Raw genomic sequence first — 26,230 nt, forward strand, 5'->3', positions numbered from 1 at the left:
GGAACCTGCCGATGTTGTCCGCCACGCCTGCGCTGCGCCGCCTGCTGATCCTCTATGCGGGGCTGATCGCCGCCAATGCGGCCGTCTGGCTATGGGCGCTCGCGGTGCTGCGCGCGCATCCGCTGCTGCTCGGCACCGCGGCGATCGCCTACGGGCTCGGGCTGCGCCATGCGGTCGACGCCGACCACATCGCGGCGATCGACGTCGCGACGCGCAAGCTGATGCACGACGGCCGGCGCCCGCTGACGGTCGGCCTCGCGTTCTCGCTCGGCCACTCGACTGTGGTGATCGCCGCGACGCTCGGCATCGCGCTCACCGCGTTCGCGCTGCGCACACACTTCGATGTGTTTCGCGACATCGGCGGGACGATCGGCACGGCCGTGTCGGCGACATTCCTGCTGGCGCTCGCCTGCGTGAACCTGATGATCCTGCGCGACGTCTGGCGGCGCTACCGCCGCGCGCCGGCCCACGCACACGACGGCGCGCATCGGCATCGGCGAGGCGGCCTGCTGTCGCGCCTGCTGCGCCCGCTGTTCCGCTTCGTCTCGAAGAGCTGGCACATGTATCCGATCGGCGTGCTGTTCGGTCTCGGCTTCGACACGGCGACCGAAATCGGCCTGCTCGCGATCGCGGCCGCGCAGGCGAGCCAGGGCTTGCCGATCTATACGGTGATGCTGTTTCCCGCGCTGTTCACGGCCGGCATGACGCTGATCGATTCGACCGACAACGTGCTGATGATTCATGCGTACGGGTGGGCAATGGACGACCCGCAGCGCAAATTACTCTACAACGCGAGCATCACGCTCGTGTCGGCGATCGTCGCGCTCGCGATCGGCGGCATCGAAGCGGCCGGGCTGCTCGCCGACAAGCTCGCGCTCACGGGCCCCGTGCGCGACGCGCTCGATGCGCTCGGCGAACGCTTCGGCACGCTCGGCTACGCGATCGTCGCGCTGTTTATCGTCTGCTGGATCGCGTCGATCCTGTTCCACCGCTGGCAGCGCGCGGCAGGCGCGCCGGCGCGCTGAGCACCGCGCGCGCCGCCGCTCACAGCATCTCGAGCGGCCGCTTGCTGCGCGGCGCGCGGAAATACGCATCGAGCTGCGCATGCTCGTCGTCGGTCAGCGCCAGCTCGAGCGCCGCGCGATTGTCGCGCACGTGCTCGATCCGCGACGCCTTCGGAATCGCGAACACGCCCGGCTGCGCGAGCACCCACGCCAGCGCGACGCGCATCACCGACACGCCGCGTTGCCGCGCGATCTCGTCGAGCGGCGAGCGTTTCGGCAGCCGCGCGTGATCGACCGGGCTGTACGCCATCGCCGGCATCCGGTGCTCGGCAAGCCACGGCAGCAGGTCGAATTCGGGGCCGCGCCGCGCGATGTTGTAGAGGATCTGGTTGGTCGCGCACGCGGCGCCGCCCGCTTCGTCGACGAGTTCGATCATGTCCGCGGTGTCGAAGTTGCTGACGCCCCAGTGGCGAATCTTGCCGGCGCGCCGCAGCGCCTCGAAGCCTTCGACCGTCTCCTCGAGCGGCACCGAGCCGCGCCAGTGCAGCAGATACAGGTCGAGACGGTCGGTGCGCAGACGCTTCAGGCTCGCCTCGCACGCGGCGACGACACCGCGCCGGCTCGCATGGTGCGGGTAGACCTTGCTGACGAGAAACACGTCGTCGCGCAAGCCGTGCAGCGCTTCGCCGACGAGCGCCTCGGTCGCGCCTTCGCCGTACATTTCCGCGGTATCGATCAGCGTCATCCCGAGCGCGATGCCTTCGCGCAGCGCTGCGATCTCGTCCGCGCGCCGCGCCGGCCGCTCGCCCATTTCCCAAGTGCCCTGCCCGAGCTTCGGGATCGTCTCGCCGTCGGGCAGGACGACCGTGGCCATCGTGTCTGTCATGAATTCCTCGCTGCGGATTCGTGGCCGCGCACCGCGGCCGAAGCATCGAATGCGACGTATCAGTGTAGTCAATCGCCGCCGCAGGCACCTGCAGGATCGCAAAAACCGGCTATAACGGCGCCGCATGATGACTTAGAATGGCCGCAATCTGATCGATACCCATTCCATGAAGGCACCCACGGACGATCGCTGGCAGGACCTGCGCCCCGACCCCGACAACGACACGCCGCTCTATCTGCAGCTCGCCCGCAAGCTCGGCGATGCGATTCACGACAATCGCTGGGCGGCCGGCGAGGCGCTGCCCTCCGAACGTGTGCTGTCCGAGGCGCTCGGCGTGTCGCGGATCACCGCGCGCAAGGCGATCGCGCTGCTGGTCGAACAAGGGCTGATCCGTCGGACGCAAGGCGCCGGCAACTTCATCCGGCCGCGCTATGAAGATCCGCTGTCGCGGCTGTCGAGCTTCAGCGAAATGCTCGAGCGCCGCGGCTTCAAGCCGAGCTCGCAGTGGCTCGCGCGCGAGATCCAGCCCGCGAACCGCGACGAGGTGATTCAGCTCGGGCTGTCGCCGGCCGCATCGGTCACGCGCCTGAAGCGGCTGCGGCTCGCGGACGGCATCGTGATGGCCGTCGAGAACTCGACGTTCCCCGCGACGCTGATTCCCGATCCCGAAGCGATCGGCGGATCGCTCTACAGCTATCTCGAAGCGCGCGGCACGCCGATCGTGCGCGCACTGCAGCACTTCCGCGCGGTCAACGCGACCGACGAGATCGCCGCGCAGATGGGCATCGCGCCGCACGACGCACTGCTGCTGATCACGCGTATCGGCTATACGGCCGATCAGCGCGCGATCGAGCTGACCGACACGTATTGCCGCAACGACTACTACGACTTCGTCGTCGAACTTCGCAAATAGGCAAGCCGCGCTTCGCGCGCGGCGTTCAGAGCCAGCGGGCGTCGTCGCTGCCGAGCGGCACCGGCGGGCGCGCGAACGACGGCGGCGTCGCCGAGAGCCGCTCGGCCGGCCGGACCGTATCGATCGTGCCGAACGTCGACGCGATGCGATCGATCCGGTCGCGTACGTCGTCGAGCGCGAGATCGCGCGCCTGCATGCCGTCCGGCACCGCGCCGAACGATTGCAGCCAGTGCCCCGTCTGCGCGAGCGACACGCGCACATGCCAGCTTCCGCCTTCTCGCGCGCGACGTATCAGCGCAATCATCGCGCCGAATGCGGCCAGGTATCCGGTCGCATGATCGAGCGCCTGGCAGGGCAGATGGCGCGGTGCGTCCGCGTGCGCGGCCTGTTGCTCGCGCGACGCGATGCCGCTCGCCGATTGCACGAGACTGTCGAAGCCGCGCCGTGCGGCCCACGGGCCCGCATGCCCGTACGCCGACACCGATACGCAGATGATGCCGGGACGCGACGCCGCCAGCGCCTCCGGTCCGAAGCCGCGCGCGGCGAGCGCACCCGGACGATATGCCTGCAGGAAGATGTCGGCGTCGCGCACGAGCGCGCGCAGCGCGTCGACGCCCGCCGTCTCGCGCAGATCGAGCCACGCGGAACGCTTGCCGCGACCGTTGTCGATCACGAGCGGCGCGATGTTCGGCAGGTGCGGCCCGTTCACGAGCAGAGTCTGCGCGCCGTGCGAAGCGAGCGTGCGCCCTGCGACCGGCCCCGCGATGATGCGCGTCAGATCGAGCACGCGTACGCCCTCGAGCGGGCGCGCGGCGGTGCCGCCGCCGATCGGCTCCGGCGGCGCGTCGCCGATCCGTTCGATCTCGAACAGCGGCAGCGCCGCGATCGCGCGGGCCTGTTCGTGCGCGGCCCACTCGTCAGGCGTTCTGATCAACGCCGCGCACAGCCCGGCGTCGGCCAGCGCGGTATCGAGCGCGGCGCCATCCCAGGTGCGGATCGCCGCGGCGACATCGGCCGGCCGTTCGCCACAATCGAGCACGTCGAGGATGCCGTGCAGATGATGCGCAAAGTTCGCATGCAGCTGAATCCAGCGGCCGTCGCGCGTCGCGTAGAAGCCCGTGACCGGGTGGCGCAGCTCGGGCGGCGGTCCGTCGTCGACGCGCAGATAGCGTTCGCTGCGAAACGCGACGAGCGCGTCGCGCACCGACACGTCGACACGCTGCGCGACGCCGGTACGCAACCGATGGCATTCGGCCGCCGCGAGGCCGGCCGCTGCGATCGTTGCGGCCGCGAGCGTACCGATGCGAAACGTCGAGGGCAGGACCGGATCGTGTCCGGTCACGGCCGCTCGCGACAGCGCGTCGGCGTCGCCGTGCGCGCGTTGCCACAAATGGGTCAGTGCGTGTTCGGGTGTCATGGCGGCAGTCCGTCGTTGCGAAGACGGAATCGAGTCTAGAATTCGCCACACACGCGATCAATCTTGATTGCGCGAATCAATACATAACGAATAGTTGTAGCGCGAGCGCGCCTTATGCGCGCCGACAGGAGCGATCGACATGACGTCTCTCAGCGCGCCCGAAGCGGCCGATCAGCTCGGCATCAGCGTGAGCACGCTCTATGCATACGTGAGCCGCGGGCTGCTGCGCTCGCTGCCGGACGGCGCCGGCAAGCGGCGTCGCTACGACGCCGACGAAGTGCGCCTGCTCGCGCGCCGGCGTGCCGATGCGAAACGGGCGGGCGGCGTCGCGGAGCGTTCGCTCGACTGGGGCGTGCCCGTGCTCGAATCGCGGATCACGCAGATCGCCGACGGCCGCCTGCGCTACCGCGGCGCCGATGCGATCGCACTCGCGAACGACGCGACGCTCGAAGCGACCGCCGCGCGGCTCTGGGACTGCGCACCGGCGCGGCTCGCGGCCGCCTCGCTCGACGCGAGCGGCTTCGATCGCGCGCAATGGGACGACTGGGCGCGCCGCTGGGCGCATCTCGCGCCGCTCGACCGCGCGCTCGTGCTGCTGCCGGCTGCCGCCGCGTCGCTGCCGCGACTGTGGGCGCAGGAGCGCGACGCGCAGCTCGATTCGGCCGCCCTGCTGCTGCGTGTCGCGGCCGCCGCACTGGCCGGCTGTGCACCGTCCGACGCGCCCGTGCATCGGCAACTCGCCGCTGCCTGGCGCGTGCGTCGCCGCGATCACGCCGATTTGCTGCGCCGCGCGCTCGTACTCTGTGCGGACCACGAACTGAACCCGTCGACATTCGCCGTGCGCTGCATCGCGTCGACCGGCACGCACCTGTTCGGCGCGATCGCGGGCGGGCTCGCCGCGCTATCGGGACCGCGCCACGGCGGCGAGACGTTCCGCGCGGCGACGCTGCTCGACGAAGCCGCGCGCGCCGCCGATCTCGACCGCTACCTCGCGCTGCGGATCGCGCACGACGAACGCGCGGACGGCGGCCGCACCGCGCTGGCCGGCTTCGGGCACCCGCTGTATCCGGACGGCGATCCGCGCGCGCGGGCGCTGCTCGACGCATTGCACGCGGCGCTGCCGCAGCAGTCTGCCCTGCGCGCGGCGCGCACGCTGGCCGCACGCGTCGAAGCGGCGACCGGGCTGCAGCCGACGATCGACTTTGCGCTCGCGGCGCTCGAACGCGCACTCGCACTGCCGGACGGCGCGGCGTTCACGCTGTTCGCGGCGGGCCGCACGGCCGGCTGGATCGCGCATGCGCTCGAACAGTCGGCGAACGGCAAGCTGATCCGCCCGCGCGCACGCTACGTCGGCAACGACGCGGCCGCGTGATGCCGTCCGTCGGGCGCGTGCCGCACCGCCGATGTGACGCGCGCAACGGGCGCGCGATGCGGCCCGAACGCGAACGTCGCGCCGCCGCGCTCCGCGCCGATCCAGACGCGCATGCCGGGCGCGAACGTCAGCGCATCGCCGGCGCGCAGCCAGTGATCGTCGAGCCGGCCTTCGATCGTGACCCACAGCACGCCGTGCGTCACGTGCAGCGTGGTACGGTCGACGATCCGCCACCGGCCGGCCGGCTCGTCGCCGTCCATCGCGTAGAGTCGCCACTCGCGCATCGCCCCCTCCCGGTCGCTTTGTCCGATGACGCCAGTATTTCGGACGGCAGCGGCACGCCGACAGATACGCCTGCAGACACTTTCGGCAGAACTGTACTGCCGCGCGCACGAGACAGCGTCGCGCGAGGTGACGCCCGTCTGCACGGCGCGAGCGCTTTCCCTACAATGTCGGGTGTCCTGCGCCCCCGCCCTCGCCTCATGTCCGACCGCTCGTCTGCCGCCGCTCCCGGCGAAAAGAACCTCACCGTCATGCTCTGGCTCGTCGCCACGGGCTTCTTCATGCAGACGCTCGATTCGACGATCGTGAACACCGCGCTGCCGTCGATGGCCGCGAGCCTCGGCGAATCGCCGTTGCGCATGCAATCGGTCGTGATCGCGTATTCGCTGACGATGGCCGTGATGATTCCGGTGTCGGGCTGGCTCGCCGACACGTTCGGCACGCGGCGCGTCTTCTTCAGCGCGATCCTCGTGTTTTCGCTCGGCTCGCTGCTGTGCGCGAACGCACATACGCTGCCGCAACTGGTCGCGTTCCGCATCGTGCAGGGCGTCGGCGGCGCGATGCTGCTGCCGGTCGGGCGGCTCGCGGTGCTGCGCACGTTTCCGGCCGAGCGCTATCTGCCCGCGCTGTCGTTCGTCGCGATTCCGGGATTGATCGGCCCGCTGATCGGGCCGACGCTCGGCGGCTGGCTCGTGAAGATCGCGTCGTGGCACTGGATCTTCCTGATCAACGTCCCGGTCGGCATCGCCGGCTGCGTCGCCACGTTCTTGTCGATGCCCGACGCGCGCAACGCGGCCGTCGGCCGTTTCGACGTGAAGGGCTATCTGCTGCTGACGATCGGCATGGTCGCGATCTCGCTGTCGCTCGACGGGCTCGCCGATCTCGGGATGCGGCACGCGGCCGTGCTCGTGCTGCTGATCCTGAGCCTCGCCTGCTTCGTCGCATACGGCCTGTACGCGGTGCGCGCGCCGCAGCCGATCTTCTCGCTCGAACTGTTCAAGATTCATACGTTCAGCGTCGGGCTGCTCGGCAACCTGTTCGCGCGGATCGGCAGCGGCGCGATGCCGTACCTGATCCCGCTGCTGCTGCAGGTGAGCCTCGGCTATTCGGCGTTCGAAGCCGGGCTGATGATGCTGCCCGTCGCGGCGGCCGGCATGTTCTCGAAGCGGCTCATCACGCGGCTGATCATGAAGTACGGCTACCGCAAGGTGCTGCTCGCGAACACGATCATGGTCGGCGTGATGATGGCGAGCTTCGCGCTGATGCGCGACACGATGCCCGTCTGGCTGAAGGTCGTGCAGCTCGCGCTGTTCGGCGGCTTCAACTCGATGCAGTTCACCGCGATGAACACGCTGACGCTGAAGGATCTCGGCACGGGCGGCGCGAGCAGCGGCAACAGCCTGTTCTCGCTCGTGCAGATGCTGTCGATGAGCCTCGGCGTGACCGTCGCGGGCGCGCTGCTCGCGACCTTCACCGGGATGCTGCGCACCGTGACGCCGAGCAACACGCTGCCCGCGTTCCACGCGACCTTCATCTGCGTCGGGCTGATCACGGCCGCGTCGGCGTGGATTTTCGGCCAGCTCGCGCCCGAGGTACGCGGCCGCGCGCACAAGACCGATCCGTCCGAGCGCACATGACGCGCGGCGCGCACCAGCGCGGTGCGCGCGGGCGCGTCCTGTGCCCGCGCAGCGCGCCCGCGCCGGGGTCGCAACTGCGCATGCTTCTTGCTGGCCTATTCTGTAGGTAAACTGGCAGCTTCCCACGGCCGACATCATGAGCATGCTCGACATCGACCCTCCCGGCTTTCAGCCGCCCCACCCGGTCGCCGGCGACGACGGAAACCGGCGCACCGTGCTGTACGGCGGCTACACCGTGTTCAGCGTGTTCCAGCCCGTTTTCTCGGTGTCGCACCGCCGCGCGATCGGCTATCACGCGTCGCTGCGCGCACACGACGAGGAAAACCGTCAGGTCGCGTCGCACGAGGTGTTCACGCAGGCCGCGCGCCGCGGCGATCTGCTCGAGCTCGGCCGCCTCGCCGAATCGCTGCATCTGGGCAACTTCCACGCCTTCGACAGCCACGACGAATGGCTCTTCCTGAGCCTGCATCCGGCCGCGCTGATGGATACCGTGTACGGCGACGCGCTGCTCGCGAACCTGAAGACGCTCGGACTGCCGCCGCACCGCGTCGTGCTCGAAGTGCCCGAGCAGGCGGGCGGCGAAACGCCGCGCTATGCGGCGATCGTCGACGGGCTGCGCAAGGCCGGCTTCCTGATCGCGCTCGGCGGCTTCGGCGCGAAGCATTCGAACATCGACCGCGTCTGGCATCTGCATCCGGACATCGTCACGCTCGATCGCGGCATCCTCGCGCAGGCGAGCGAGCACTCGCATCTGGAGCGCGTGCTGCCGGGGCTCGTGTCGCTGCTGCACGAGTCCGGTCAGCTCGTGCTGATGGGCGGCCTCGCGACCGAGCGCGATGCGCTGATCGCGCTCGAATGCAACGTCGATTTCGTGCAGGGCCAGTACTTCGCGGGGCCGAGCGTCGATCCGGTGCAGCCGCAGGCCGCCGCGGGCTGCATGGACACATTGTCGGCCGCGCTGCGGCTGCGCGTCGCGCAACGCGAGCGCACGCAGGCCGAGCGGCTCGCGCCCTACGTCGCCGCGCTCGAGGAAGCGAGCGCCCGGCTCGGCGCCGGCGACACGCTGATCGCGGCGGCCGCCGGCGTGCTCGGCTTGCCGGACACCGCGCGTTGCTTCCTGCTCGACGCGTCCGGCCGGCAGATCGGCGACAACGTGCTCGCGCGCGGCAGCGTGTCGCAGCGCGCGAAGCGCTTCCGGCCGCTGCTGCATTCGGAAGGCGCGAGCTGGGAGCGTCGCCCGTACTTCATCGACGCGATGCGCACGCCGGGGCGCGTACATCTGACCTCGCCGTACCTGTCGATCAACGAGGCGCACCTGTGCGTGACGGCCTCGATCGCCGCACCGGGCGCGACCGGCATGCAGGTGCTGTGCGTCGACATCAACTGGGAAGCGGCGCTGAACCGCGAATGACACGCGCGGCTACGCGGCCGCGTCCGCCTTGCGTGCGATCAGCCGATGCACGCGCTTGCCCGACGACGCGCTGACGACTTCGTGTTCGTCGATCACGCGCATGTCCGCGCCGAGCGCGGCGCGCATGCGCGCGGCATCGAGCGACGCGTACAGCCGGCCGCGCTCGTCGCGCGACGCGCCGCTGCCGGCTACGCGCCAGCTCAGATACAGCGTGCCGCCCGGCATCAGCAGATCGGCGAGCCGCGCGGCCGCGGCCGCCGCATCGGCCGGCTCGAGGTGCATCACGACCGTCTCGCAGAGCACGTTGCGAAACGCGCGCGACGGCACGCCGGCCAGCGCCGGCAGCGCAGCCACTTCGAACTGCAGTGACGGATGATGGCGCCGCGCCTCGTCGAGCAGCGCCGCGCTCGCGTCGTAGCCGCGCACGTCGAACCCGCGCGCCGCAAGCCACGCGGTGTCGCGCCCGGCGCCGCAGCCGACGTCCGCGGTCGGGCCCGGCGCGAAATGCTGTTCAAGCAGCGCGTACATGTCGTCGGGCGGCGCCTGGTCGAGCCAGTCTTGCGCGTACTGCGCGGCGTGCATGTCGTAAGCGTCGAGAGTCGGACGATCCACCATGGCGATTGCTCCGCAGGCGCGTCTTGCGACGCATGCTCCGCATCTTAGTCGTTGTGCAGGGCGCGTGCGCGGCACGCGTTGCCCGCCGCTCAGACGTGCGAATGCCTGCCGCCGTGCGCCGGCCCCGCGCGCCGCTCGACTTCACGCCGCACGTCGTCGCGCCACCCCGCGAAAAAGGCGAGTTCGGCGACGACGAACAGCGGCCCGATCGCCAGGCCGATCAGATCGTCGACGAATGCGGGCTTGCGCCCTTCGAACCAGTGGCCGACGAACTGCACGATCCAGCCGATCACGAACGCACCGACGCCGATCGCGAGCCACTGCGCCGTGGGCAGCCGCGCGACCGTCTGCGCGGCCCACAGCCCGAGCGCGAGCAACGCGCCCATCGCGATCCCGAAGCGCAGGTCGAGCCGCACGTAGAACACCGCGATCGCGAGCGCGAGCAGCAGCGCCGGCGACAGCGCGACGCCGGCCGCGACCGCGAGCGCCGGCCGCGACAGCAGCACCTCGACCGCGAACACGATCAGCGGAATGCCGACCAGATGCGTCGCGATATTGCGCGCATCGCGATGGTAGGCCGCGTATTGCGACAGATGGTCTTCGAGCGTCTTCATCGCGTCTCCTGAAACGGTTGTTGGCGCTATGATGCCCGTCACGCCAGCGTCCCTCTGTCAGTTACCCGACATCGCGCCCCATGCCTGCCTCGCTCCCCCCGCACCTGCCGCAGCTCGACGCGCATCCGTGGTTCGCCGCGCTGCCGCCGGCGCTGCGCACGCAACTGCTCGCCGCCGCCGGACTGCGCCGCCTGCCGGCCGGACACGCGCTGTTCCGGCGCGGCGATCCGCCGTGCGGGCTGTACGCGGTGCTGGACGGCTCGCTGACGATCGGCGCGGTGGACGCGCACGGCAAGGAAGCGCTGCTGACCGTGGCGGATCCCGTCACGTGGTTCGGCGAAATCGCGTTGTTCGACGGGCAGCCGCGCACGCACGACGCGGTCGCGCTCGACGACGCGCTGCTGCTGCACGTGCCGCAGCCCGCGCTGCTCGCGATCCTCGACGCGACGCCGCAATACTGGCGGCAGTTCGCGCTGCTGATGGCGCAGAAGCTGCGCCTGAGCTTCCTGACCGTCGAATCGATGAGCGTGATGTCGGCCGCGCAGCGTCTCGCCGCGCGTCTGCTGATGATCGCCGACGGCTACGGCGGGATCAGCGCGGGCCGCACGCACGTGCGGCTGTCGCAGGAGAAGCTCGCGGCGATGCTGTCGCTGACGCGCCAGACGACCAATCAGCTGCTGAATGCGCTGCAGGCGGACGGCGTCGTGCGACTGCATGTCGGCGAGATCGAAATCGTCGACGTCGACGCGCTGCGGCGCGCGAGCGGGCTGCATGACGGGCCGCGCTGAGCGCGCCGCCGCGCGCGCATTGCGCTATCGTGGCGGCTCGTCCGATCGGCCGACCGCCGTTCGCGTCCCATTCGTCTTCGTGAGCCGCCGGTGCGCCCCGCCTTGAACCCCTCGACGCTGTCCGCCTCCGGCCGCCGCGCGTGGCCCGTGTTCGTCGCATTCCTGCGGCTCGGCCTCACGTCGTTCGGCGGCCCCGTCGCGCATCTCGGCTATTTCCGCGACGAATTCGTCACGCGGCGCGGCTGGCTGACCGAACGCGCCTATGCGGATCTCGTCGGCCTGTGCCAGTTCCTGCCGGGCCCGGCGAGCAGCCAGGTCGGGATGGCGATCGGGCTGTCGCGCGCCGGCTATGCGGGCATGTTCGCCGCGTGGCTCGGCTTCACGCTGCCGTCGGCCGTGCTGATGGTGCTGGCGGCGCTCGGCATGCACGCGGGCGGCGCGCCGCTCGGCGCGGGCGCGCTGCACGGGCTGCGGATCGTGTCGGTCGCGGTGATCGCGCAGGCGGTATGGGGCATGGCGCGCACGCTGTGCGCCGATGCGCGGCGCGCGACGCTGATGGCCGCGGCCGCGTGCGTCGCGCTGCTCGCGCCGGCCGCATGGATGCAAATCGCCGTGATCGCGGCGGCCGGTGCGGCGGGCGTCGTGCTGCTGCCGCAAGCGGCGCGCGATGCGCACGATCCGCTGCCGCTACACGTGTCGCCGCGCGCCGGCGTGCTGTGGCTCGCATCGTTCGCGGCGCTCGTCGTCGCGCTGCCGCTCGCCGCCCGCGCCTTGCATGCCGACAGCCTCGCGATCGTCGACGCCTTCTTCCGCACCGGCGCGCTCGTGTTCGGCGGCGGTCACGTGGTGCTGCCGCTGCTGCAGGCGACCGTCGTCGCGCCGGGCTGGGTCGACGATTCGACCTTCCTCGCCGGCTACGGCGTCGCACAGGCAGTGCCCGGGCCGCTGTTCACGTTTTCGGCATTCCTCGGCGCGTCGCTGCGCATCGAGCCGAACGGCTGGCTCGGCGGCATGATCGCGCTCGTGTCGATCTTCGCGCCGTCGTTCCTGCTCGTGGCCGGCACGGCGCCGTTCTGGGCGCGCATGCGGCGCAACGCACGGATGCAGGCCGCGCTCGCGGGCGTCAATGCGGCCGTCGTCGGGCTGCTGCTCGCGGCGCTCTATCACCCGGTCTGGACCGACACGATCGTGTCGCCGCGCGACTTCGGCGCAGCGCTCGTCGCGTTCGTCGCGCTGACGTTCTGGCGCGTGCCGCCGTGGGCCGTCGTGATCGCGAGCGCGGCGTTCGGCTGGCTGGCGACGACGCTCGCGTGAGGCGAATGCGAACGCGGCGCCCGAAAAGAAAAAAGCCCTCGAAATCGAGGGCTTTTCGTCGACGTCGCGCGCCGCACGGCGCGGCGACGCAGGGACTTACGCGAAGTTCTTCGCGGCGAAGTCCCAGTTCGCGATGTTCCAGAACGCTTCGACGAACTTCGGACGTGCGTTGCGGTAGTCGATGTAGTACGCGTGTTCCCACACGTCGATCGTCAGCAGCGGCTTGTCGGCCGTCGTCAGCGGCGTGGCGGCGTTGCTCGTCGACACGATGTCGAGAGAACCGTCGGCCTTTTTCACGAGCCATGCCCAGCCCGAGCCGAACGTGCCGACTGCGGCCTTCGTGAACGCTTCCTTGAACGCGTCGAACGAACCCCACTTCGCGTTGATCGCGTCGCCGAGCGCGCCCGACGGTGCGCCGCCGCCGTTCGGCGACAGGCTGTTCCAGAAGAACGTGTGGTTCCAGACTTGCGCGGCGTTGTTGAAGATGCCGCCCGACGACTTCTTCACGATCTCTTCCAGCGGCATGTTCTCGAACTCGGTGCCGGGAATCAGGTTGTTCAGGTTCGTCACATAAGCCTGGTGATGCTTGCCGTAGTGGTACTCGATCGTCTCTTTCGAGATGGTCGGCGCGAGTGCGTCTTCAGCGTACGGGAGCGGCGGGAGCGTATGAGCCATGGCGATTCCTTCGTTGAGTATGTAGGGAGGCTGTGTTGAATGCTGCCGAGCGTCCGATTGTAGGCGAGGACGAATAACCCCGCAAACTCGTGGGCCATTTATCCGCGGTATGCGGAAAAGCGGCGTTCGCGCAACGGGCGGCACGCGGGCGGGACGCGCAGCGCGCGTGCCCGCGCCGCCGGCCGCCGCGCGACGCGTTCGACGGCGCTCGCGCGTCGGCTCGCAGGCCAGCTCAGATCGTATCGGTCAGCCGCGGCTGCACGTCCGCCAGCGACACGTCGGCCGAGCCTTCGGCGAGATGCACGGTCAGCCGGCGCTGCGGTTTCAGCGCGCTCGGCGCGCGCACCGCGCGGCCCGTCCGCGCATCGATCAGCGCCGCGTAACCGCGCTCGAGCGTGCGTTGCGGGCTCAGCACCTCGAGCCGTGCCGCGCATGCGGCGACGCGCGCGGTATCGCGCTCGTGACGGCGCTGCAGCGCAACCGCGAGACGCTGCGACAGCCCGGCCAGCACGTGGCGCGCATGCGCGGGATCGGGTCGCGCGCGCTGCCAGCGCAGCTGCGCGAGCGCAAACCGTGCGCGTGCGTCGCGCACCGGGCGCGCGGCGGCCGTCGCGAGCCGCACCGCGAGCTGGCCGACGTGCGCGCGTTGCCGCTGCAGCCGTTCGGCCGGGCTCACGAGCCGGCGCGCGAGCCAGTCGAGCTGCTGCGCGCGCTGCTCGAGCCCGCGCGCCAGTGCGCGGGCAAGCGCCCGTTCGCGCTCGGCCAGTTCGCGCAGCAGCAGCGCGCGCTGCGGGCTCGCGAGCTCGGCCGCGCCGGTCGGCGTCGGCGCGCGCACGTCGGCCGCGAAATCGGCGATCGTGAAATCGGTTTCGTGCCCGACGCCGCAGACGACCGGCAGTTCGCTCGCCGCAATCGCGCGCGCGAGCGCTTCGTCGTTGAACGACCACAGATCTTCGATCGAGCCGCCGCCGCGACAGACGAGCAGCACGTCGACCTCGCGCCGCGCGTTCGCCGTTTGCACGGCGGCGACGAGCTTCTCCGCCGCGCCCGCACCCTGCACGGGCGCCGGATACACGATCACGGGGACATGCGGCGCGCGACGCGCGAGCGTGGTCAGCACGTCGCGCAGCGCGGCGGCCTGCAGCGACGTGACGATGCCGATCGCGCGCGGGTGCGCGGGCAGCGGCCGCTTGCGCTCGGGCGCGAACAGCCCTTCGGCCTCGAGCTGCGCCTTCAGCCGCAGGAACGCCTCGTAGAGCCGCCCCTGTCCGGTGCGCCGCACGGCCTCGACATTCAGCTGCACCTCGCCGCGCGGCTCGTACATCGTGACGACCGCGCGCACTTCGATGCGGTCGCCTTCGCGCGGCATGAATTCCGCGTATTGCGCGCGGCCGCGGAACATCACGCAGCGCATCTGCGCCTGCTGATCCTTGATCGAGAAATACCAGTGGCCGCTCGCCGCGCGCGTGAAGTTCGATACTTCGCCCGAGATCCACAGCAGCGGGAACGAGCGTTCGAGCATCGTCGAAATCGCGCGGTTCAGCGCCGAAACGGGAATCACTTCGTCGCCGCCGCGCGTTGCGCCGGGTGCGGCAAAAGGAGAGTCGGAGAGCATGGAAGGTCGATTGAATGCTGGCGGCGACACGATAGTCCGACATCCGCGCGGCGTCCAGCGTCACGCCGCGCCGCTGCCGTGCACCGAAGTGTCCACACTCTGGCAAGCGCCGGCGAAAACCGCTGAAAAATCGCGCAAAAAACCTGACTATTTGGTTTAACTCGTTGATTTATATCTCTTTTTAAACCTTTCGAAATGATTCTCATCCGATTCGAGGCCCGTCCGGCGGGCCTTTGCGGCCAATGGCAGGCAAGTTTTTCACAGAGTTATCCACAAGCTCGCGCGTTCCGTCCCCGTCTCGCGCCGCATCCATCCGCGCTTGCGGCGAGCGCGGACGGCGCGCTAGAGTGCCGCCTTCCGAACCCCTTGCGGCACGCGCCGCCCAACGGAGAATCCGCCTTGACGAACCCGTCCCACGCTGCGGCGCCTGCGATGCCGCGTCCGGCCCGATGAGCGCGGCCGACGGCCTGCTCGCGCGGCTCGAAACGCGCGTGACGCGCGAATGGCAGCGCCGCGGCGCGTTCGCGTGGGCGCTCACGCCGTTCGCGTGCGCCTTCGGCCTCTGCGCGGCGCTGCGGCGCACCGCGTACGCGCGCGGCTGGAAAGAGGCCGTCGACGTCGGCGTGCCGGTCGTCGTGGTCGGCAACGTGACCGTCGGCGGCACCGGCAAGACGCCGACCGTGATCGCGCTCGTCGATGCGCTGCGCGCGGCCGGCTTCACGCCGGGCGTCGTGTCGCGCGGCTACGGCGCGAACGTCAAAACGCCGACCGCCGTCACGCCCGCCTCGCGTGCCGGCGCGGCCGGCGACGAGCCGCTGCTGATCGCGCGCCGCACCGGCGCGCCGGTCTGGGTGTGTCCGGACCGCGTCGCGGCCGCACAGGCGCTGCGCGCCGCGCACCCGGACGTCGACGTGATCGTCAGCGACGACGGCCTGCAGCACTACCGCCTCGCGCGCACGGTCGAGCTCGTCGTGTTCGACCACCGGCTCGGCGGCAACGGCTTTCTGCTGCCGGCCGGGCCGCTGCGCGAGCCGCTGTCGCGGCACCGCGACGCGACGCTCGTGAACGACCCGTACAGCGGCGCGCTGCCGCCGTGGCCCGATACCTATTCGCTCGCGCTGACGCCAGGCGCCGCATGGCATCTCGACCAGCCGACGCTGCGCCGCCCGCTGTCGCAGTTCGCGAACGAGCGCGTACTGGCCGCGGCCGGGATCGGCGCGCCGGAGCGCTTCTTCGCGACGCTGCGCGCAGCGGGCCTCGCGCCGGCGACGCGCGCGCTGCCCGACCATTACGCGTTCGCCGACAACCCGTTCGTCGACGATGCCGTCGACGCGATCCTGATCACCGAGAAGGATGCAGTAAAATTGGGCGCTTCCTGGCGCGACGCTCGGCTGTGGGTCGTCCCCGTCGAAGCCGCGCTCGATCCCCGCCTCATTGCCCTCGTTGTGGAGAAACTCCGTGGACGCTCGCCTGCTTGAAATCCTTGTGTGCCCTATCTGCAAAGGCCCGCTCCACTATGACCGCGCCGCGCAGGAACTGATCTGCAACGCGGACAAGCTCGCCTATCCGGTTCGCGACGGCATCCCCGTGATGCTCGTCGACGAAGCGCGGCAGACCGTCGAAGGCACGCCGGTCGATCCGTCCGGCCGCTGAGCGCCGCGTCGCCCCACGCGGCCGCGCGCCGCATTCCCGGCCGCCGCGGCCGCCGGGCGCGCCGCCGTCGCGACGGCGGCGCCCGTTCCGACCTCCTCTCACGGCCCGATTCCGATGACTCATCCGCAACCCTTCATCGCCGTCATCCCTGCCCGGCTCGCGTCGACGCGCCTGCCGAACAAGCCGCTCGCCGATCTCGGCGGCAAGCCGATGGTCGTGCGCGTCGCCGAACGCGCGCGCGAAGCGGGCGCGCAGCAGGTGCTGATCGCGTCCGACGCGCAGAGCGTGCTCGACGCGGCGCGCGAACACGGCTTCGACGCGGTGCTCACGCGCGCCGATCATCCGTCCGGCACCGACCGGCTCGCGGAAGTTGCGGCCGCGTGCGGCTGGCAGGACGACACGGTGGTCGTCAACGTGCAGGGCGACGAGCCGCTGATCGATCCCGCACTGGTGCGCGACGTTGCGTCGCATCTCGCCGCGCATCCGGCCTGCGCGATCGCGACCGCCGCGCACCCGATTCACGACGCGGCCGACGTGTTCAACCCCAACGTCGTGAAAGTCGCGCTCGATGCGCAAAGCGTCGCGCTCTACTTCTCGCGCGCGCCGATTCCGTGGAGCCGCGACGCCTATCAGCCGCACTGGCCCGACGTCGCCGCGATGCCGGCCCCGGCCGCGCCCGTCTATCGGCACATCGGCCTGTACGCCTATCGCGCGCGTTTCCTGCGCACCTATCCGTCGCTCGCGCAGGCGCCGATCGAGCAGGCCGAGCAGCTCGAACAGCTGCGCGCGCTGTGGCACGGCGAACGCATCGCGGTGCTCGTCACCGAGCGCGCACCCGCGGCCGGCGTCGATACGCCGGCCGACCTCGCGCGGGTGCAGGCCCTTTTTCGGCCGGATTCAAAATAACCCATGGCATAATCGGGCGATTGTGCGAGCCGTCTGCGACCTGCGCGTGCTCGCTTGCTCCCGCCGCGGCCCCCGCCGGCAGCCGCGCGTCGCCCGATCGACGCGCCGCGTCAGACCGGTCCGCCGCCGCGCCGCGCAAGCGCCGTGCACGCTGTCGCCGACACCTTCGCGTCTCGCCATACGAATCTACATACCGGAGATATCATCATGCGTTTGATCCTGTTGGGCGCGCCCGGCGCGGGAAAGGGCACCCAGGCAAACTTCATCAAGGAAAAGTTCGGCATCCCGCAGATCTCGACCGGCGACATGCTGCGCGCGGCCGTCAAGGCCGGCACGCCGCTCGGCGTCGAAGCGAAGGGCTACATGGACGCCGGCAAGCTCGTCCCTGACGCGCTGATCATCGGCCTCGTGAAGGAACGTCTGAAGGAAGCGGACTGCGCGAACGGCTATCTGTTCGACGGCTTTCCGCGCACGATCGCGCAGGCTGACGCGATGAAGGAAGCGGGCGTCGCGATCGACTACGTGCTCGAGATCGACGTGCCGTTCTCGGAAATCGTCGAACGGATGAGCGGCCGCCGCACGCACCCGGCGTCGGGCCGCACGTATCACGTGAAGTTCAATCCGCCGAAGGTCGAAGGCAAGGACGACGTGACGGGCGAGCCGCTGATCCAGCGCGACGACGACAAGGAAGAAACGGTGAAGAAGCGCCTCGAGGTGTACGAGGCGCAGACCAAGCCGCTGATCACGTATTACGGCGACTGGGCGAAGCGCGGCGAGGAAAACGGCCTGAAGGCGCCGCAGTATCGCAAGATCTCCGGGCTCGGCACCGTCGAGGAAATCCGCGAGCGCGCATTCGACGCGCTGAAGTAATCGGCGCGCATACGTTGCGCTACGCAAGCCGCCCCTTCCGGGCGGCTTTTTTTGCGCCTGTTTGTACCGCGTCAGTCTTCGGCGTCGCGCTGCATCCGCTGCCGCAACTCGCTGACCTGCGACTCGACGACGGTCGCGTCTTCGGCGTCCGGCCGCTCGCCGAGATACTGTTCGAGATCCTCGAGCGCGGGGCGCAGATAGTCGAGCCGCGCATACGCGAAGCCGCGATCGCGCACCTCGTCGACATGATCGGGCAGCAGGATCACGAGCCGCTGCTGGACCGCGAGCAGCCGCTGCCAGCGTTCCGTCTGCAGATAGATCGTCTTCAGGTTGCGCAGCATCCGCGCGATGATCTCGCGGCTCGTCGCCGGCTGCAGCAACGCGCGCAACGCGCTGTCGACGGCGCCCGCCGCACGCGCGACGTACGGCTCGAGCATCTCGACCATCTCGGCTTCCGACAGCGAATGGCCGTTGGTCGGATCGATGATGAGGTCGCCGTCCGGCAGCGTCACGCGCAGCAGGAAATGTCCGGGGAACGACACGCCGCGCGCCGGCACGCCGATCTGCTCGGCCAGTTCCAGATACAGCACCGACAGCGAGATCGGAATGCCGCGCCGCCGCTTCAGCACCGCGTTCAGGTGGCTGTTATCGGGGTCGTAGTAGTCGTTGTGATTGCACGCGAAGCCGAGTTCGCGAAAGAAGAAGTCGTTCAGCGCGACGACGCGGTGCTTCAGATCCGCATCGTCGGCGAGCCGGCGCCGCAGCCGCGCGGCGAGCATGTCGATCTCCGCGAGCGTGCCCTGCAGATCGAGGTCGGGGTACGCGTCCTGCGCCAGCGACAGCGCGGCTTCCGTGACGGGCAGGCTATCGTCGTCCGCCACGAGCGTGCTGAAGTAGTCGAGGACGCGGGTCATAGCGGTCGTCACTTGGCGCGCCTTCTGAAGTAAGCGTATTTGAAGCCCATCAGCCACAACATACCGAAATATAGTGCAGCGAACAGCACGAGGCACGCGCCCATCAGCACGATGCGCTCGAGCGGCTGCGTGCGCATGCCGGTCCAGTCGAAGCTGATCGAGAACCAGTGCATCAGCCCCGCCAGCACCAGCGACGCGCCGACGAGCTGCACGAAAAAGCGCAGCCAGCCCGGCGACGGCTGGTAGATCCCGCGGCGGCGCAGCCCGAGGAACAGCAGCAGCGAGTTCAGGCACGCGCCGACGCCGATGCTCAGCGTGAGCCCCGCGTGTCCGATCAGCGGCACGAACACGTAGTTCGACAGCTGCGTGACGATCAGCACGCCGACCGCGATCTTCACCGGCGTCTTGATGTCCTGCTTCGCGTAAAAGCCGGGCGCGAGAATCTTGATCAGGATGATGCCGATCAGTCCGATGCCGTAAGTCGCGAGCGCGCGCGCGACCATCGTCACGGTGTGCGCGTCGAACTTCCCGTAATTGAACAGCGTCGCCGTCAGCGGCGTCGCGAAGAAGAACAGCGCGAGCGCGCTCGGCGCGGCAAGCAGGAACGTGACGCGCAGCCCCCAGTCGAGCAGCGCCGAATATTCGTGCGCATCGGCGTCGACGTGTGCCTTCGACAGGCTCGGCAGCAGGATCGTGCCGAGCGCGACGCCGAGCAGCGCGGTCGGAAACTCCATCAGCCGGTCCGCATAGTTGATCCACGACACGGCGCCCTGCCCGAGCCGCGACGCGATGTTCGTGTTGATGATCAGCGACAGCTGCGCGACCGACACGGCGAAGGTCGCGGGCACCATCTTCGCGAGCACGCGCTTCACGCCGCGGTGACGCAGCGCGCGCAGCGGGTTCAGCCCGATCAGCGGGACCATGTCGATCTTCTTCAGGCCCGGCAACTGCACGAGGAACTGCAGCACGCCGCCGGCGATCACGGCCCATGCGAGCGCGAACACCGGCACCTTCAGGTGCGGCGCGACGAACACCGCCGCGACGATGAACGCGACGTTGAGCAGCACCGGCGCGAACGCCGGCAGCGAGAAGCTCTTGTACGTGTTCAGCACGCCGGACGCGAGGGTCGTCAGCGAAATGAACACGATGTACGGGAACATGATGCGCGTCATCGTGACCGCGAGCGGGAACGCCTGGCCGTCGGTGCGCAGGCCCGAGGCGACCGCGAACACGACCCACGACGCGCCGGCGATCCCGACGATCGACAGCACGGCGAGCGCCCACGCGAGCACGGTCGACATCGCGTCGACGAGCGCCTTCGTCGCATCGTGGCCCTGCTGATTCTTGAACTCGGCGAGGATCGGCACGAACGCCTGCGAGAACGCACCTTCGGCGGACAGCCGGCGCAGCAGGTTCGGAATGCGGAACGCGACGTAGAACGCGTCGGTGTATTGACTGGCGCCGAACGCACGGGCGATCAGCGTCTCGCGGGCCAGTCCGGTCACGCGCGACAGCAGCGTGAAGCCGCTGACCGTCAGCAGGGCTCGGAATAGATTCATGGGGCGCTTATTATACGGACGTTGCGCGACCGGACGCGGCGCGATGCCGAAAACGCGGCGGGCCGCCGGCGCCCGTGTCCGGCGGGATCACGCCGAACTTGCCACGCGCTTGATTTTGTTGCTATAATCGCCGGTTTCTGAGCCTGTTACATGCACGGCGGCTGCCGTTTCCATGTCTCGGCCTCGGTTAAAATCACCGTTTTTTTATGCGCCCCTGGGCAATCGTTCTCAGGGGACGGATCGAAAAGCAGCGCTTGGCCGTCAGGCTCCAAGCTCTGGAAACAGGACAGGATAAGGAACCGTCATGGCTAACTCCGCACAAGCACGCAAGCGCGCCCGCCAGGCCGCGAAGGCAAACTCGCACAACTCGGCGCTGCGCTCGAAATTCCGTACCGCGATCAAGGCTGTTCGCAAGGCCGTCGACGCCGGCGACCAGGCAAAGGCTGCCGAGCTGTTCAAGGCTGCCGTCAAGACGATCGACACGATCGCCGACAAGAAGATCGTTCACAAGAACAAGGCCGCTCGCAGCAAGAGCCGCCTCGCCGCAGCCGTCAAGGGCCTGCAGGCAGCAGCGTAAATTCCGGCGTGCCCGCCTCGTGCGGGCACTCCTGTTTCCTGCGATCGCAAAAAAGCCCGCTTCGGCGGGCTTTTTTGCGTGGGCGCTGCATACCTGCGCGGTGTCATGCAAGGCCGCAACAGGCGCAGCGCGCCCGTGCGCCTCACTTCTTCTCGTTCTTCTCGTTATAGTCCGGCAACTCGCACGCTTCGGTCACGACGAGATTGTTGTCCTTCGCGAAGTTCATCACGAAATCGAAGGCCATGGGCTCGACATCGCGCAGCCGCGAGTCGAGGATCACGCATTTGGTGTCGCCGAGCAGCGTCGGGCGCACGTAGAGCGAGTACTGGAGACGCGCATTCGGCCCGCTCGCCCCTGGCCCGAAACAGGACATCACGCCGGCCAGACGTTCCGACCAGTCGCTCGGGCGAAACTTTTTCCCGTCTTTCGTGACGCCCTGGATGAAGTATTCGGTCGGGGGGGTTTCAGCCATGTGGTTACCCAAGTGACGGCCCGGCGATACCCACGCGACAGTGCGTGAGCACGCGAACACAAAGCTGGAATCGACGCGGCTCGCGCGCGCCGGGCGCGCCGAAAAACGGGCGATCGACACGTGCGGCCGGCACGCCGCACGGGATTTGTGCAGCGCACGGCTTGTGTCCGGCAGAACCGCGAAACGGCTTGCGTGCCGGGCTGGAGAAAACTTCGAAATTATACCGCAGCGCGCCATCGCGCGTCGTTTCGCCGCCCCTCCCGGACAGCGGGCCGCGCTGCGCCGCGATCGCTCCCCGTTCGCCTGCGCGGCTCGTCAAAGCACGGAAAATCCTTTATGCTGCTTTGAGTTATTCACATCCGACGGCGGCGCCGTCCGGCGTCGCCGCCGGGTGAAGCCCGCCGTATTTCGTTTCATGACCGCCAAAACCATTCGTCACTACCTGCAGTTCAAGGATTTCTCGCTGGAAGACTACGAGTACGTGCTCGAACGCACGGGTATCCTGAAGCGCAAGTTCAAGAACTACGAGACCTACCATCCGCTGCACGACCGCACGCTCGCGATGATCTTCGAGAAGAGTTCGACGCGCACGCGCCTGTCGTTCGAAGCGGGGATCTTCCAGCTCGGCGGCCACGCGGTATTCATGAGCACGCGCGACACGCAGCTCGGCCGCGGCGAGCCGGTCGAGGATTCCGCGCAGGTCATCTCGCGGATGGTCGACATCATCATGATCCGCACGTTCGAGCAGGACATCATCCAGCGCTTCGCGGAAAACTCGCGCGTGCCGGTGATCAACGGGCTGACCAACGAATACCACCCGTGCCAGGTGCTCGCCGACATCTTCACGTACTACGAGCACCGCGGCCCGATCGCGGGCAAGACCGTCGCATGGGTCGGCGACGCGAACAACATGCTCTACACGTGGATTCAGGCCGCGCAGATCCTCGGCTTCAAGCTGCGCCTGTCGACGCCGCCCGGCTACGCGCTCGACATGAAGCTCGTGTCGCCCGACAGCGCACCGTTCTACGAGGTGTTCGACGATCCGAACGAAGCGTGCAAGGGTGCCGATCTCGTCACGACCGACGTCTGGACCAGCATGGGTTTCGAGGCCGAGAACGAGGCACGGATGAAGGCGTTTGCCGATTGGTGCGTCGACGAGGAAATGATGGGTCACGCGAATCCGGACGCGCTGTTCATGCACTGCCTGCCCGCGCATCGCGGCGAGGAAGTGACGGCCGGCGTGATCGACGGCCCGCAAAGCGTCGTGTGGGACGAAGCGGAAAACCGTCTACACGTGCAGAAGGCGCTGATGGAGTTCCTGCTGCTGGGCCGCCTCAAGCACTGAACGCGCGCGCTGCGCGGCCTGCGCCGCGTGCATCGCATGAAAAACGCCGATCGTCCGATCGGCGTTTCGTTTTGTACGGCACGGGAAACCGGCGCGCCGGCCGCAGTCGCCCGGGATCCGTCCGCGCTACAGGCAGACCGGCTCGGGCTCGAGCTCGACGCCGAACTGCGTGCGCACGTCGTGCTGGATCGCGCGCGCGAGCGCGAGCACGTCGGCGCCCGTCGCGCCGCCGCGATTGACGAGCACGAGCGCCTGCCGGTCGTGCACGGCCGCCGCGCCGAGCGCGCGCCCTTTCCATCCGCAGCGGTCGATCAGCCAGCCCGCCGCGAGCTTCACGCGGCCGTCCGGCTGCGGGTACGACACGACGCCCGGCGCGCGCGCATGCAGCGCGTCGAACTGCGCGCGATCGATCACCGGATTCTTGAAGAAGCTGCCCGCGTTGCCGAGCTCGCGCGGATCGGGCAGCTTCGCGCGCCGGATCGCGACGACCGCATCGAATACGTCGCGCGGCGTCGCCGCGTCCGGCGAGATGCCGCGCGCATCGAGTTCGCGCGTGACGTCCGCATAGCCGAGCCGCGGCGTCCAGCGTTTCGGCAGCCGGAACGTCACCGATACGATCGCGAAGCGCCCGCGCCCGTCGCGCTTGAAGAAGCTGTCGCGATAGCCGAACGCGCAGCGCGCGGCGTCGAAACGCTCGCTGCGCCCCGTCGCGAGTTCGACCGCGACGAGCGAATCGAAATACGCGTTCATTTCGAGGCCGTACGCGCCGATGTTCTGGATCGGCGCCGCGCCGACGGTGCCCGGGATCAGTGCGAGGTTCTCGAGGCCCGCCATGCCCTGCTCGAGCGTCCAGCCGACGAACGCATGCCAGTTCTCGCCGCCGCCGGCTTCGACGTACCACGCGTCGTCGTCGTCGCGCACGACGCGGCGCCCGGCGATTTCATCGAGCAGCACGAGGCCGTCGAAGTCGCGCGTGAACACGACGTTGCTGCCGCCGCCGAGCACGAGATGCGGCAGCGTCGCGACGCGCGCGTCGCGATGCAGCGCCTCGAACTGCGCGGGATGTGTGATGCGCGCGGCATAGCGCGCCCTCGCGTCGATGCCGAACGTGTTGTGCGCGGCGAGCGGATGGTCGGGGAGCAGCGACAGGGCGGATTCGTCAGGAGGCATCGGCATTCGCGCTCGCGTCCGCCCGACGGGCCGCACGGCGCGGCCTTGGGCAAACGGAAGGGCATCGGTAAAATGGCAAACAGTCCGCAATTATAGCGAGTGCCCGCGCGCCGGCCGGGCGCCGCGCCTCAAGTCTCAAGGGAGAATGCCATGCCATCGTTCGACGTCGTTTCCGAAGCGAACATGATCGAAGTGAAGAACGCCATCGAGCAGTCGAACAAGGAAATCTCGACGCGCTTCGACTTCAAGGGCTCCGACGCGCGCGTCGAGCAGAAAGACCGCGAGCTGACGCTGTTCGCCGACGACGATTTCAAGCTCGGTCAGGTGAAGGACGTGCTGATCGGCAAGATGGCCAAGCGCAACGTCGACGTGCGCTTCCTCGATTACGGCAAGGTCGAGAAGATCGGCGGCGACAAGGTCAAGCAGGTCGTCACGGTGAAGAAGGGCGTGACGGGCGACCTCGCGAAGAAGATCGTGCGGCTCGTGAAGGACAGCAAGATCAAGGTCCAGGCCAGCATCCAGGGCGACGCGGTGCGCGTGTCCGGCGCGAAGCGCGACGATCTGCAGAGCGTGATCGCGATGCTGCGCAAGGACGTGACCGATACGCCGCTCGACTTCAACAACTTCCGCGACTGACCGGTCGCGAGACGGGCGCCGGCACGCTGCTGCCTGCAGCGCGCGGGCGCCCTTCCCGCTGCATTACGCTTTCCCGCCGTCCTGCGCGTTGCCGTTCGCGGCCGCCTTCTTCTTGTCGCCGATCCGGCTCTCCTCCCCCGCCAGCAGTTTCGCGATGTTGCCGCGATGACGCCACACGAGCAGCACGCTCATCGCGAGCACCGCCCATGCGATCGGATTGCGGTTCGTGCCGAACAGGAACACGTCGAACAGCGGCGCGAACACGGCCGCGACCAGCGCGGCGAGCGACGAATAGCGGAAGAAGAACGCGATGATGAGCCAGGTGAGCGCGGTGGCGAGCCCGAGCACCGGATGAACGGCGAGCAGCACGCCGGCTGCGGTCGCGACGCCCTTGCCGCCCTGGAAGCGGAAGAACACCGGATACAGGTGGCCGATGAACACCGCAATCGCGACCCACGCGATCGCGACGTCGGGCAGGCCGTAACGGCGCGCCAGCCACACGGCGATCCAGCCCTTGAACGCATCGCCGATCAGCGTCAGGATCGCGGCCTTCTTGTTGCCGCTGCGCAGCACGTTGGTCGCGCCGGGGTTCTTGGACCCGTACGACCGGGGATCGGCGAGGCCCATCGCGGCGCTGACGATGACGGCAAACGACACCGAGCCGATCAGGTAGGCAATGAGGGCGGCGAGCAGGATCTGCATGCGGGAAACTCTTCTTTCAACGTATCGGTGAAGGGACGGCTCGCGCGCGGCGGCCGCGCGATGCGACGCAGGCGCGGCAGCGCGGACCGCCGGCCGGCCGGCGCCGACGTGGCGCGGCGAGCCGAAACGGCGCCCATTCTACCGAACGCGCGCGACCTGCCACGAAGGTGAAACCCTCAGTCGACGCTCGCGCACTGCACGGGCTTCGCGCCGAGCAGCGTCGTCAGCACCGACGGCGCGATGCTCACGAGATAGCCGCGGCGGCCGCCGTTCAGGTAGATCGTCGGCAAGTCGAGAATCGTCGACTCGACGTAGACCGGCATCGGCTTGCGCGTGCCGAACGGCGACGTGCCGCCGACCAGATAGCCGGAATGACGGTTCGCGACCTCCGGCTTGCAGGGCTCGACGCGCTTCGCGCCGATCTGGCGCGCGAGATTCTTCGTCGACACCGTGCGATCGCCGTGCATCAGCACGATCAGCGGCTTCGCATGCTCGTCTTCCATCACGAGCGTCTTCACGACGATGTGCTCGTCGACGCCGAGCTGCCGCGCCGATTCGCCGGTGCCGCCGTGTTCGACGTATGCGTACGGATGCTCGCCGAACGCGACGCCGTGCCGGCGCAGCAGCTGGGTCGCCGGCGTTTCTGATACGTGTCTCGATTTGCTCATGGCGGCATTCTAATGGCGAACGGCGCGCGACGAACCGCCCGCGCGCGCCGGGCTATACTCGCGGCCCGCTGCGCGGCGCACGGCACGCGGCGGTCCTCTCATGATCGTTGCGAATCGCGCGAAGCGCCATTGACCGAACGGCCGATTGTGGCGCGCGCGCCGTCATGGCACGATCGTTCGCATTCTCATGCCGCCGCGCCGATGCCGCCGGCCCC

At 69.1% G+C, this 26,230-nt stretch carries 28 protein-coding genes; 15 read left to right on the plus strand and 13 right to left on the minus strand.

Annotated features, from left to right (window positions below; genetic code table 11):
* Positions 1-11: 11 nt before the first annotated feature.
* A complete protein-coding gene (locus tag ACSHSS_RS09170; protein WP_105779608.1) occupies positions 12-1,025 on the plus strand; it encodes a HoxN/HupN/NixA family nickel/cobalt transporter in 1,014 nt (337 codons plus the stop codon).
* A gap of 19 nt (positions 1,026-1,044) precedes the next feature.
* On the opposite strand, the gene ACSHSS_RS09175 is transcribed toward ACSHSS_RS09170, so the two are convergent.
* Positions 1,045-1,890, minus strand: a complete 846-nt coding sequence (locus ACSHSS_RS09175; RefSeq protein WP_105789570.1) for an aldo/keto reductase — start codon at positions 1,888-1,890, stop codon at positions 1,045-1,047.
* A 166-nt stretch (positions 1,891-2,056) separates the two neighbouring features.
* On the opposite strand from ACSHSS_RS09175, the gene ACSHSS_RS09180 reads away from it, so the two are divergent.
* On the plus strand, positions 2,057-2,803 hold the full coding sequence (locus ACSHSS_RS09180; protein ID WP_006398515.1) for a GntR family transcriptional regulator: 747 nt from the start codon (positions 2,057-2,059) through the stop codon (positions 2,801-2,803).
* A 25-nt stretch (positions 2,804-2,828) separates the two neighbouring features.
* Here the strand turns inward: ACSHSS_RS09180 and ACSHSS_RS09185 are convergent, their stop codons facing one another.
* Complete coding sequence (locus tag ACSHSS_RS09185) at positions 2,829-4,220, minus strand: CoA transferase (protein WP_445544852.1); 1,392 nt, start codon at positions 4,218-4,220, stop codon at positions 2,829-2,831.
* Between the two features lie 139 nt (positions 4,221-4,359).
* On the opposite strand from ACSHSS_RS09185, the gene ACSHSS_RS09190 reads away from it, so the two are divergent.
* Positions 4,360-5,592, plus strand: a complete 1,233-nt coding sequence (locus ACSHSS_RS09190) for a citrate/2-methylcitrate synthase (protein WP_217061029.1) — start codon at positions 4,360-4,362, stop codon at positions 5,590-5,592.
* Here ACSHSS_RS09190 and ACSHSS_RS09195 read toward each other — a convergent pair.
* Positions 5,565-5,876 (minus strand): DUF2917 domain-containing protein, encoded by a 312-nt coding sequence (locus tag ACSHSS_RS09195; protein ID WP_445544853.1) that lies wholly within the window; start codon positions 5,874-5,876, stop codon positions 5,565-5,567. The genes ACSHSS_RS09190 and ACSHSS_RS09195 overlap by 28 nt on opposite strands.
* Before the next feature lie 198 nt (positions 5,877-6,074).
* Between ACSHSS_RS09195 and mdtD the strand changes: the two genes are divergently transcribed.
* Together mdtD and ACSHSS_RS09205 are read left to right on the plus strand one after the other, a co-directional pair.
* Positions 6,075-7,511 (plus strand): multidrug transporter subunit MdtD, encoded by a 1,437-nt coding sequence (gene mdtD, locus ACSHSS_RS09200; RefSeq protein ID WP_217261852.1) that lies wholly within the window; start codon positions 6,075-6,077, stop codon positions 7,509-7,511.
* 136 nt (positions 7,512-7,647) lie between these two features.
* A complete protein-coding gene (locus ACSHSS_RS09205) occupies positions 7,648-8,922 on the plus strand; it encodes an EAL domain-containing protein (RefSeq protein WP_445544854.1) in 1,275 nt (424 codons plus the stop codon).
* Positions 8,923-8,931: 9 nt separating this feature from the next.
* On the opposite strand, the gene ACSHSS_RS09210 is transcribed toward ACSHSS_RS09205, so the two are convergent.
* Positions 8,932-9,537 (minus strand): class I SAM-dependent methyltransferase, encoded by a 606-nt coding sequence (locus ACSHSS_RS09210; protein WP_445544855.1) that lies wholly within the window; start codon positions 9,535-9,537, stop codon positions 8,932-8,934.
* A gap of 89 nt (positions 9,538-9,626) precedes the next feature.
* Complete coding sequence (locus ACSHSS_RS09215) at positions 9,627-10,151, minus strand: Mpo1 family 2-hydroxy fatty acid dioxygenase (protein ID WP_445544856.1); 525 nt, start codon at positions 10,149-10,151, stop codon at positions 9,627-9,629.
* An 80-nt stretch (positions 10,152-10,231) separates the two neighbouring features.
* On the opposite strand from ACSHSS_RS09215, the gene ACSHSS_RS09220 reads away from it, so the two are divergent.
* Positions 10,232-10,939 (plus strand): Crp/Fnr family transcriptional regulator, encoded by a 708-nt coding sequence (locus ACSHSS_RS09220; RefSeq protein WP_445544857.1) that lies wholly within the window; start codon positions 10,232-10,234, stop codon positions 10,937-10,939.
* Positions 10,940-11,041: 102 nt separating this feature from the next.
* The gene (gene chrA / locus ACSHSS_RS09225; protein WP_217061026.1) at positions 11,042-12,253 is read left to right on the plus strand and encodes a chromate efflux transporter; all 1,212 of its coding nucleotides are present in this window, start codon (positions 11,042-11,044) and stop codon (positions 12,251-12,253) included.
* A gap of 96 nt (positions 12,254-12,349) precedes the next feature.
* Here the strand turns inward: chrA and sodB are convergent, their stop codons facing one another.
* Positions 12,350-12,928: a superoxide dismutase [Fe] gene (gene sodB, locus ACSHSS_RS09230; protein ID WP_006398503.1), complete on the minus strand. Its 579-nt coding sequence runs from the start codon at positions 12,926-12,928 to the stop codon at positions 12,350-12,352.
* A gap of 232 nt (positions 12,929-13,160) precedes the next feature.
* A complete protein-coding gene (gene xseA, locus ACSHSS_RS09235; RefSeq protein WP_445544858.1) occupies positions 13,161-14,543 on the minus strand; it encodes an exodeoxyribonuclease VII large subunit in 1,383 nt (460 codons plus the stop codon).
* Between xseA and ACSHSS_RS09240 the strand changes: the two genes are divergently transcribed.
* From ACSHSS_RS09240 to adk, 5 genes are all read left to right on the plus strand, one after another.
* Entirely contained in the window at positions 14,542-14,703 is a 162-nt protein-coding gene (locus ACSHSS_RS09240) for a hypothetical protein (RefSeq protein ID WP_006406417.1), read from the plus strand. The two genes, xseA and ACSHSS_RS09240, sit on opposite strands and share 2 nt — an antisense overlap.
* Positions 14,704-14,992: 289 nt before the next feature.
* Positions 14,993-16,021: a tetraacyldisaccharide 4'-kinase gene (lpxK, locus tag ACSHSS_RS09245; protein WP_059782756.1), complete on the plus strand. Its 1,029-nt coding sequence runs from the start codon at positions 14,993-14,995 to the stop codon at positions 16,019-16,021.
* Entirely contained in the window at positions 16,002-16,196 is a 195-nt protein-coding gene (locus ACSHSS_RS09250; RefSeq protein WP_006398499.1) for a Trm112 family protein, read from the plus strand. Before lpxK ends, ACSHSS_RS09250 begins: the two co-directional genes overlap by 20 nt.
* Positions 16,197-16,310: 114 nt before the next feature.
* A complete protein-coding gene (gene kdsB / locus ACSHSS_RS09255; RefSeq protein WP_006398498.1) occupies positions 16,311-17,102 on the plus strand; it encodes a 3-deoxy-manno-octulosonate cytidylyltransferase in 792 nt (263 codons plus the stop codon).
* Positions 17,103-17,309: 207 nt separating this feature from the next.
* Positions 17,310-17,972 carry an adenylate kinase gene (adk, locus tag ACSHSS_RS09260; protein ID WP_217261856.1) on the plus strand — a complete coding sequence of 221 codons (663 nt, stop codon included), beginning with the start codon at positions 17,310-17,312 and terminating at the stop codon, positions 17,970-17,972.
* A 71-nt stretch (positions 17,973-18,043) separates the two neighbouring features.
* Here adk and ACSHSS_RS09265 read toward each other — a convergent pair whose 3' ends face one another.
* Together ACSHSS_RS09265 and murJ are read right to left on the minus strand one after the other, a co-directional pair.
* Positions 18,044-18,886 carry a SirB1 family protein gene (locus ACSHSS_RS09265; RefSeq protein ID WP_006398496.1) on the minus strand — a complete coding sequence of 281 codons (843 nt, stop codon included), beginning with the start codon at positions 18,884-18,886 and terminating at the stop codon, positions 18,044-18,046.
* 8 nt (positions 18,887-18,894) lie between these two features.
* Positions 18,895-20,445, minus strand: a complete 1,551-nt coding sequence (murJ, locus tag ACSHSS_RS09270) for a murein biosynthesis integral membrane protein MurJ (RefSeq protein WP_006406421.1) — start codon at positions 20,443-20,445, stop codon at positions 18,895-18,897.
* 304 nt (positions 20,446-20,749) lie between these two features.
* Between murJ and rpsT the strand changes: the two genes are divergently transcribed.
* Positions 20,750-21,022 carry a 30S ribosomal protein S20 gene (rpsT, locus tag ACSHSS_RS09275; protein ID WP_006398494.1) on the plus strand — a complete coding sequence of 91 codons (273 nt, stop codon included), beginning with the start codon at positions 20,750-20,752 and terminating at the stop codon, positions 21,020-21,022.
* A 142-nt stretch (positions 21,023-21,164) separates the two neighbouring features.
* Here rpsT and ACSHSS_RS09280 read toward each other — a convergent pair whose 3' ends face one another.
* Positions 21,165-21,494 carry a DUF3579 domain-containing protein gene (locus ACSHSS_RS09280; RefSeq protein WP_006398493.1) on the minus strand — a complete coding sequence of 110 codons (330 nt, stop codon included), beginning with the start codon at positions 21,492-21,494 and terminating at the stop codon, positions 21,165-21,167.
* Between the two features lie 415 nt (positions 21,495-21,909).
* Between ACSHSS_RS09280 and argF the strand changes: the two genes are divergently transcribed.
* Positions 21,910-22,839: an ornithine carbamoyltransferase gene (gene argF / locus ACSHSS_RS09285; protein ID WP_012212838.1), complete on the plus strand. Its 930-nt coding sequence runs from the start codon at positions 21,910-21,912 to the stop codon at positions 22,837-22,839.
* Positions 22,840-22,965: 126 nt separating this feature from the next.
* Here argF and murB read toward each other — a convergent pair whose 3' ends face one another.
* A complete protein-coding gene (murB, locus tag ACSHSS_RS09290) occupies positions 22,966-24,015 on the minus strand; it encodes a UDP-N-acetylmuramate dehydrogenase (RefSeq protein WP_059782760.1) in 1,050 nt (349 codons plus the stop codon).
* Between the two features lie 144 nt (positions 24,016-24,159).
* Here murB and ACSHSS_RS09295 point away from each other — a divergent pair, with 144 nt between their 5' ends.
* Positions 24,160-24,645, plus strand: a complete 486-nt coding sequence (locus tag ACSHSS_RS09295; protein ID WP_006398488.1) for a YajQ family cyclic di-GMP-binding protein — start codon at positions 24,160-24,162, stop codon at positions 24,643-24,645.
* Between the two features lie 63 nt (positions 24,646-24,708).
* On the opposite strand, the gene plsY is transcribed toward ACSHSS_RS09295, so the two are convergent.
* Positions 24,709-25,347, minus strand: a complete 639-nt coding sequence (gene plsY, locus ACSHSS_RS09300; protein ID WP_006414328.1) for a glycerol-3-phosphate 1-O-acyltransferase PlsY — start codon at positions 25,345-25,347, stop codon at positions 24,709-24,711.
* A 176-nt stretch (positions 25,348-25,523) separates the two neighbouring features.
* Positions 25,524-26,015, minus strand: a complete 492-nt coding sequence (locus tag ACSHSS_RS09305; RefSeq protein ID WP_006398485.1) for an aminoacyl-tRNA deacylase — start codon at positions 26,013-26,015, stop codon at positions 25,524-25,526.
* Positions 26,016-26,230: the final 215 nt, after the last annotated feature.

The sequence above is a fragment of the Burkholderia sp. BC1 genome (assembly GCF_052683555.1).

Bases quoted from the DNA above. Each gene is read 5' to 3' on its own strand.
- ACSHSS_RS09180 (WP_006398515.1), top strand. From the start codon at position 2,057: ATGAAGGCACCCACGGACGATCGCTGGCAGGACCTGCGCCCCGACCCC.
- lpxK (WP_059782756.1), top strand. From the start codon at position 14,993: ATGAGCGCGGCCGACGGCCTGCTCGCGCGGCTCGAAACGCGCGTGACG.
- ACSHSS_RS09295 (WP_006398488.1), top strand. From the start codon at position 24,160: ATGCCATCGTTCGACGTCGTTTCCGAAGCGAACATGATCGAAGTGAAG.
- ACSHSS_RS09305 (WP_006398485.1), bottom strand. From the start codon at position 26,015: ATGAGCAAATCGAGACACGTATCAGAAACGCCGGCGACCCAGCTGCTG.
- ACSHSS_RS09195 (WP_445544853.1), bottom strand. From the start codon at position 5,876: ATGCGCGAGTGGCGACTCTACGCGATGGACGGCGACGAGCCGGCCGGC.
- ACSHSS_RS09205 (WP_445544854.1), top strand. From the start codon at position 7,648: ATGAGCATGCTCGACATCGACCCTCCCGGCTTTCAGCCGCCCCACCCG.
- ACSHSS_RS09265 (WP_006398496.1), bottom strand. From the start codon at position 18,886: ATGACCCGCGTCCTCGACTACTTCAGCACGCTCGTGGCGGACGACGAT.
- kdsB (WP_006398498.1), top strand. From the start codon at position 16,311: ATGACTCATCCGCAACCCTTCATCGCCGTCATCCCTGCCCGGCTCGCG.
- mdtD (WP_217261852.1), top strand. From the start codon at position 6,075: ATGTCCGACCGCTCGTCTGCCGCCGCTCCCGGCGAAAAGAACCTCACC.
- ACSHSS_RS09210 (WP_445544855.1), bottom strand. From the start codon at position 9,537: ATGGTGGATCGTCCGACTCTCGACGCTTACGACATGCACGCCGCGCAG.
- plsY (WP_006414328.1), bottom strand. From the start codon at position 25,347: ATGCAGATCCTGCTCGCCGCCCTCATTGCCTACCTGATCGGCTCGGTG.
- ACSHSS_RS09240 (WP_006406417.1), top strand. From the start codon at position 14,542: ATGGAAGGTCGATTGAATGCTGGCGGCGACACGATAGTCCGACATCCG.
- ACSHSS_RS09215 (WP_445544856.1), bottom strand. From the start codon at position 10,151: ATGAAGACGCTCGAAGACCATCTGTCGCAATACGCGGCCTACCATCGC.
- rpsT (WP_006398494.1), top strand. From the start codon at position 20,750: ATGGCTAACTCCGCACAAGCACGCAAGCGCGCCCGCCAGGCCGCGAAG.
- ACSHSS_RS09185 (WP_445544852.1), bottom strand. From the start codon at position 4,220: ATGACACCCGAACACGCACTGACCCATTTGTGGCAACGCGCGCACGGC.
- ACSHSS_RS09170 (WP_105779608.1), top strand. From the start codon at position 12: ATGTTGTCCGCCACGCCTGCGCTGCGCCGCCTGCTGATCCTCTATGCG.
- ACSHSS_RS09175 (WP_105789570.1), bottom strand. From the start codon at position 1,890: ATGACAGACACGATGGCCACGGTCGTCCTGCCCGACGGCGAGACGATC.
- ACSHSS_RS09190 (WP_217061029.1), top strand. From the start codon at position 4,360: ATGACGTCTCTCAGCGCGCCCGAAGCGGCCGATCAGCTCGGCATCAGC.
- argF (WP_012212838.1), top strand. From the start codon at position 21,910: ATGACCGCCAAAACCATTCGTCACTACCTGCAGTTCAAGGATTTCTCG.
- sodB (WP_006398503.1), bottom strand. From the start codon at position 12,928: ATGGCTCATACGCTCCCGCCGCTCCCGTACGCTGAAGACGCACTCGCG.
- adk (WP_217261856.1), top strand. From the start codon at position 17,310: ATGCGTTTGATCCTGTTGGGCGCGCCCGGCGCGGGAAAGGGCACCCAG.
- murJ (WP_006406421.1), bottom strand. From the start codon at position 20,445: ATGAATCTATTCCGAGCCCTGCTGACGGTCAGCGGCTTCACGCTGCTG.
- ACSHSS_RS09220 (WP_445544857.1), top strand. From the start codon at position 10,232: ATGCCTGCCTCGCTCCCCCCGCACCTGCCGCAGCTCGACGCGCATCCG.
- xseA (WP_445544858.1), bottom strand. From the start codon at position 14,543: ATGCTCTCCGACTCTCCTTTTGCCGCACCCGGCGCAACGCGCGGCGGC.
- ACSHSS_RS09280 (WP_006398493.1), bottom strand. From the start codon at position 21,494: ATGGCTGAAACCCCCCCGACCGAATACTTCATCCAGGGCGTCACGAAA.
- murB (WP_059782760.1), bottom strand. From the start codon at position 24,015: ATGCCGATGCCTCCTGACGAATCCGCCCTGTCGCTGCTCCCCGACCAT.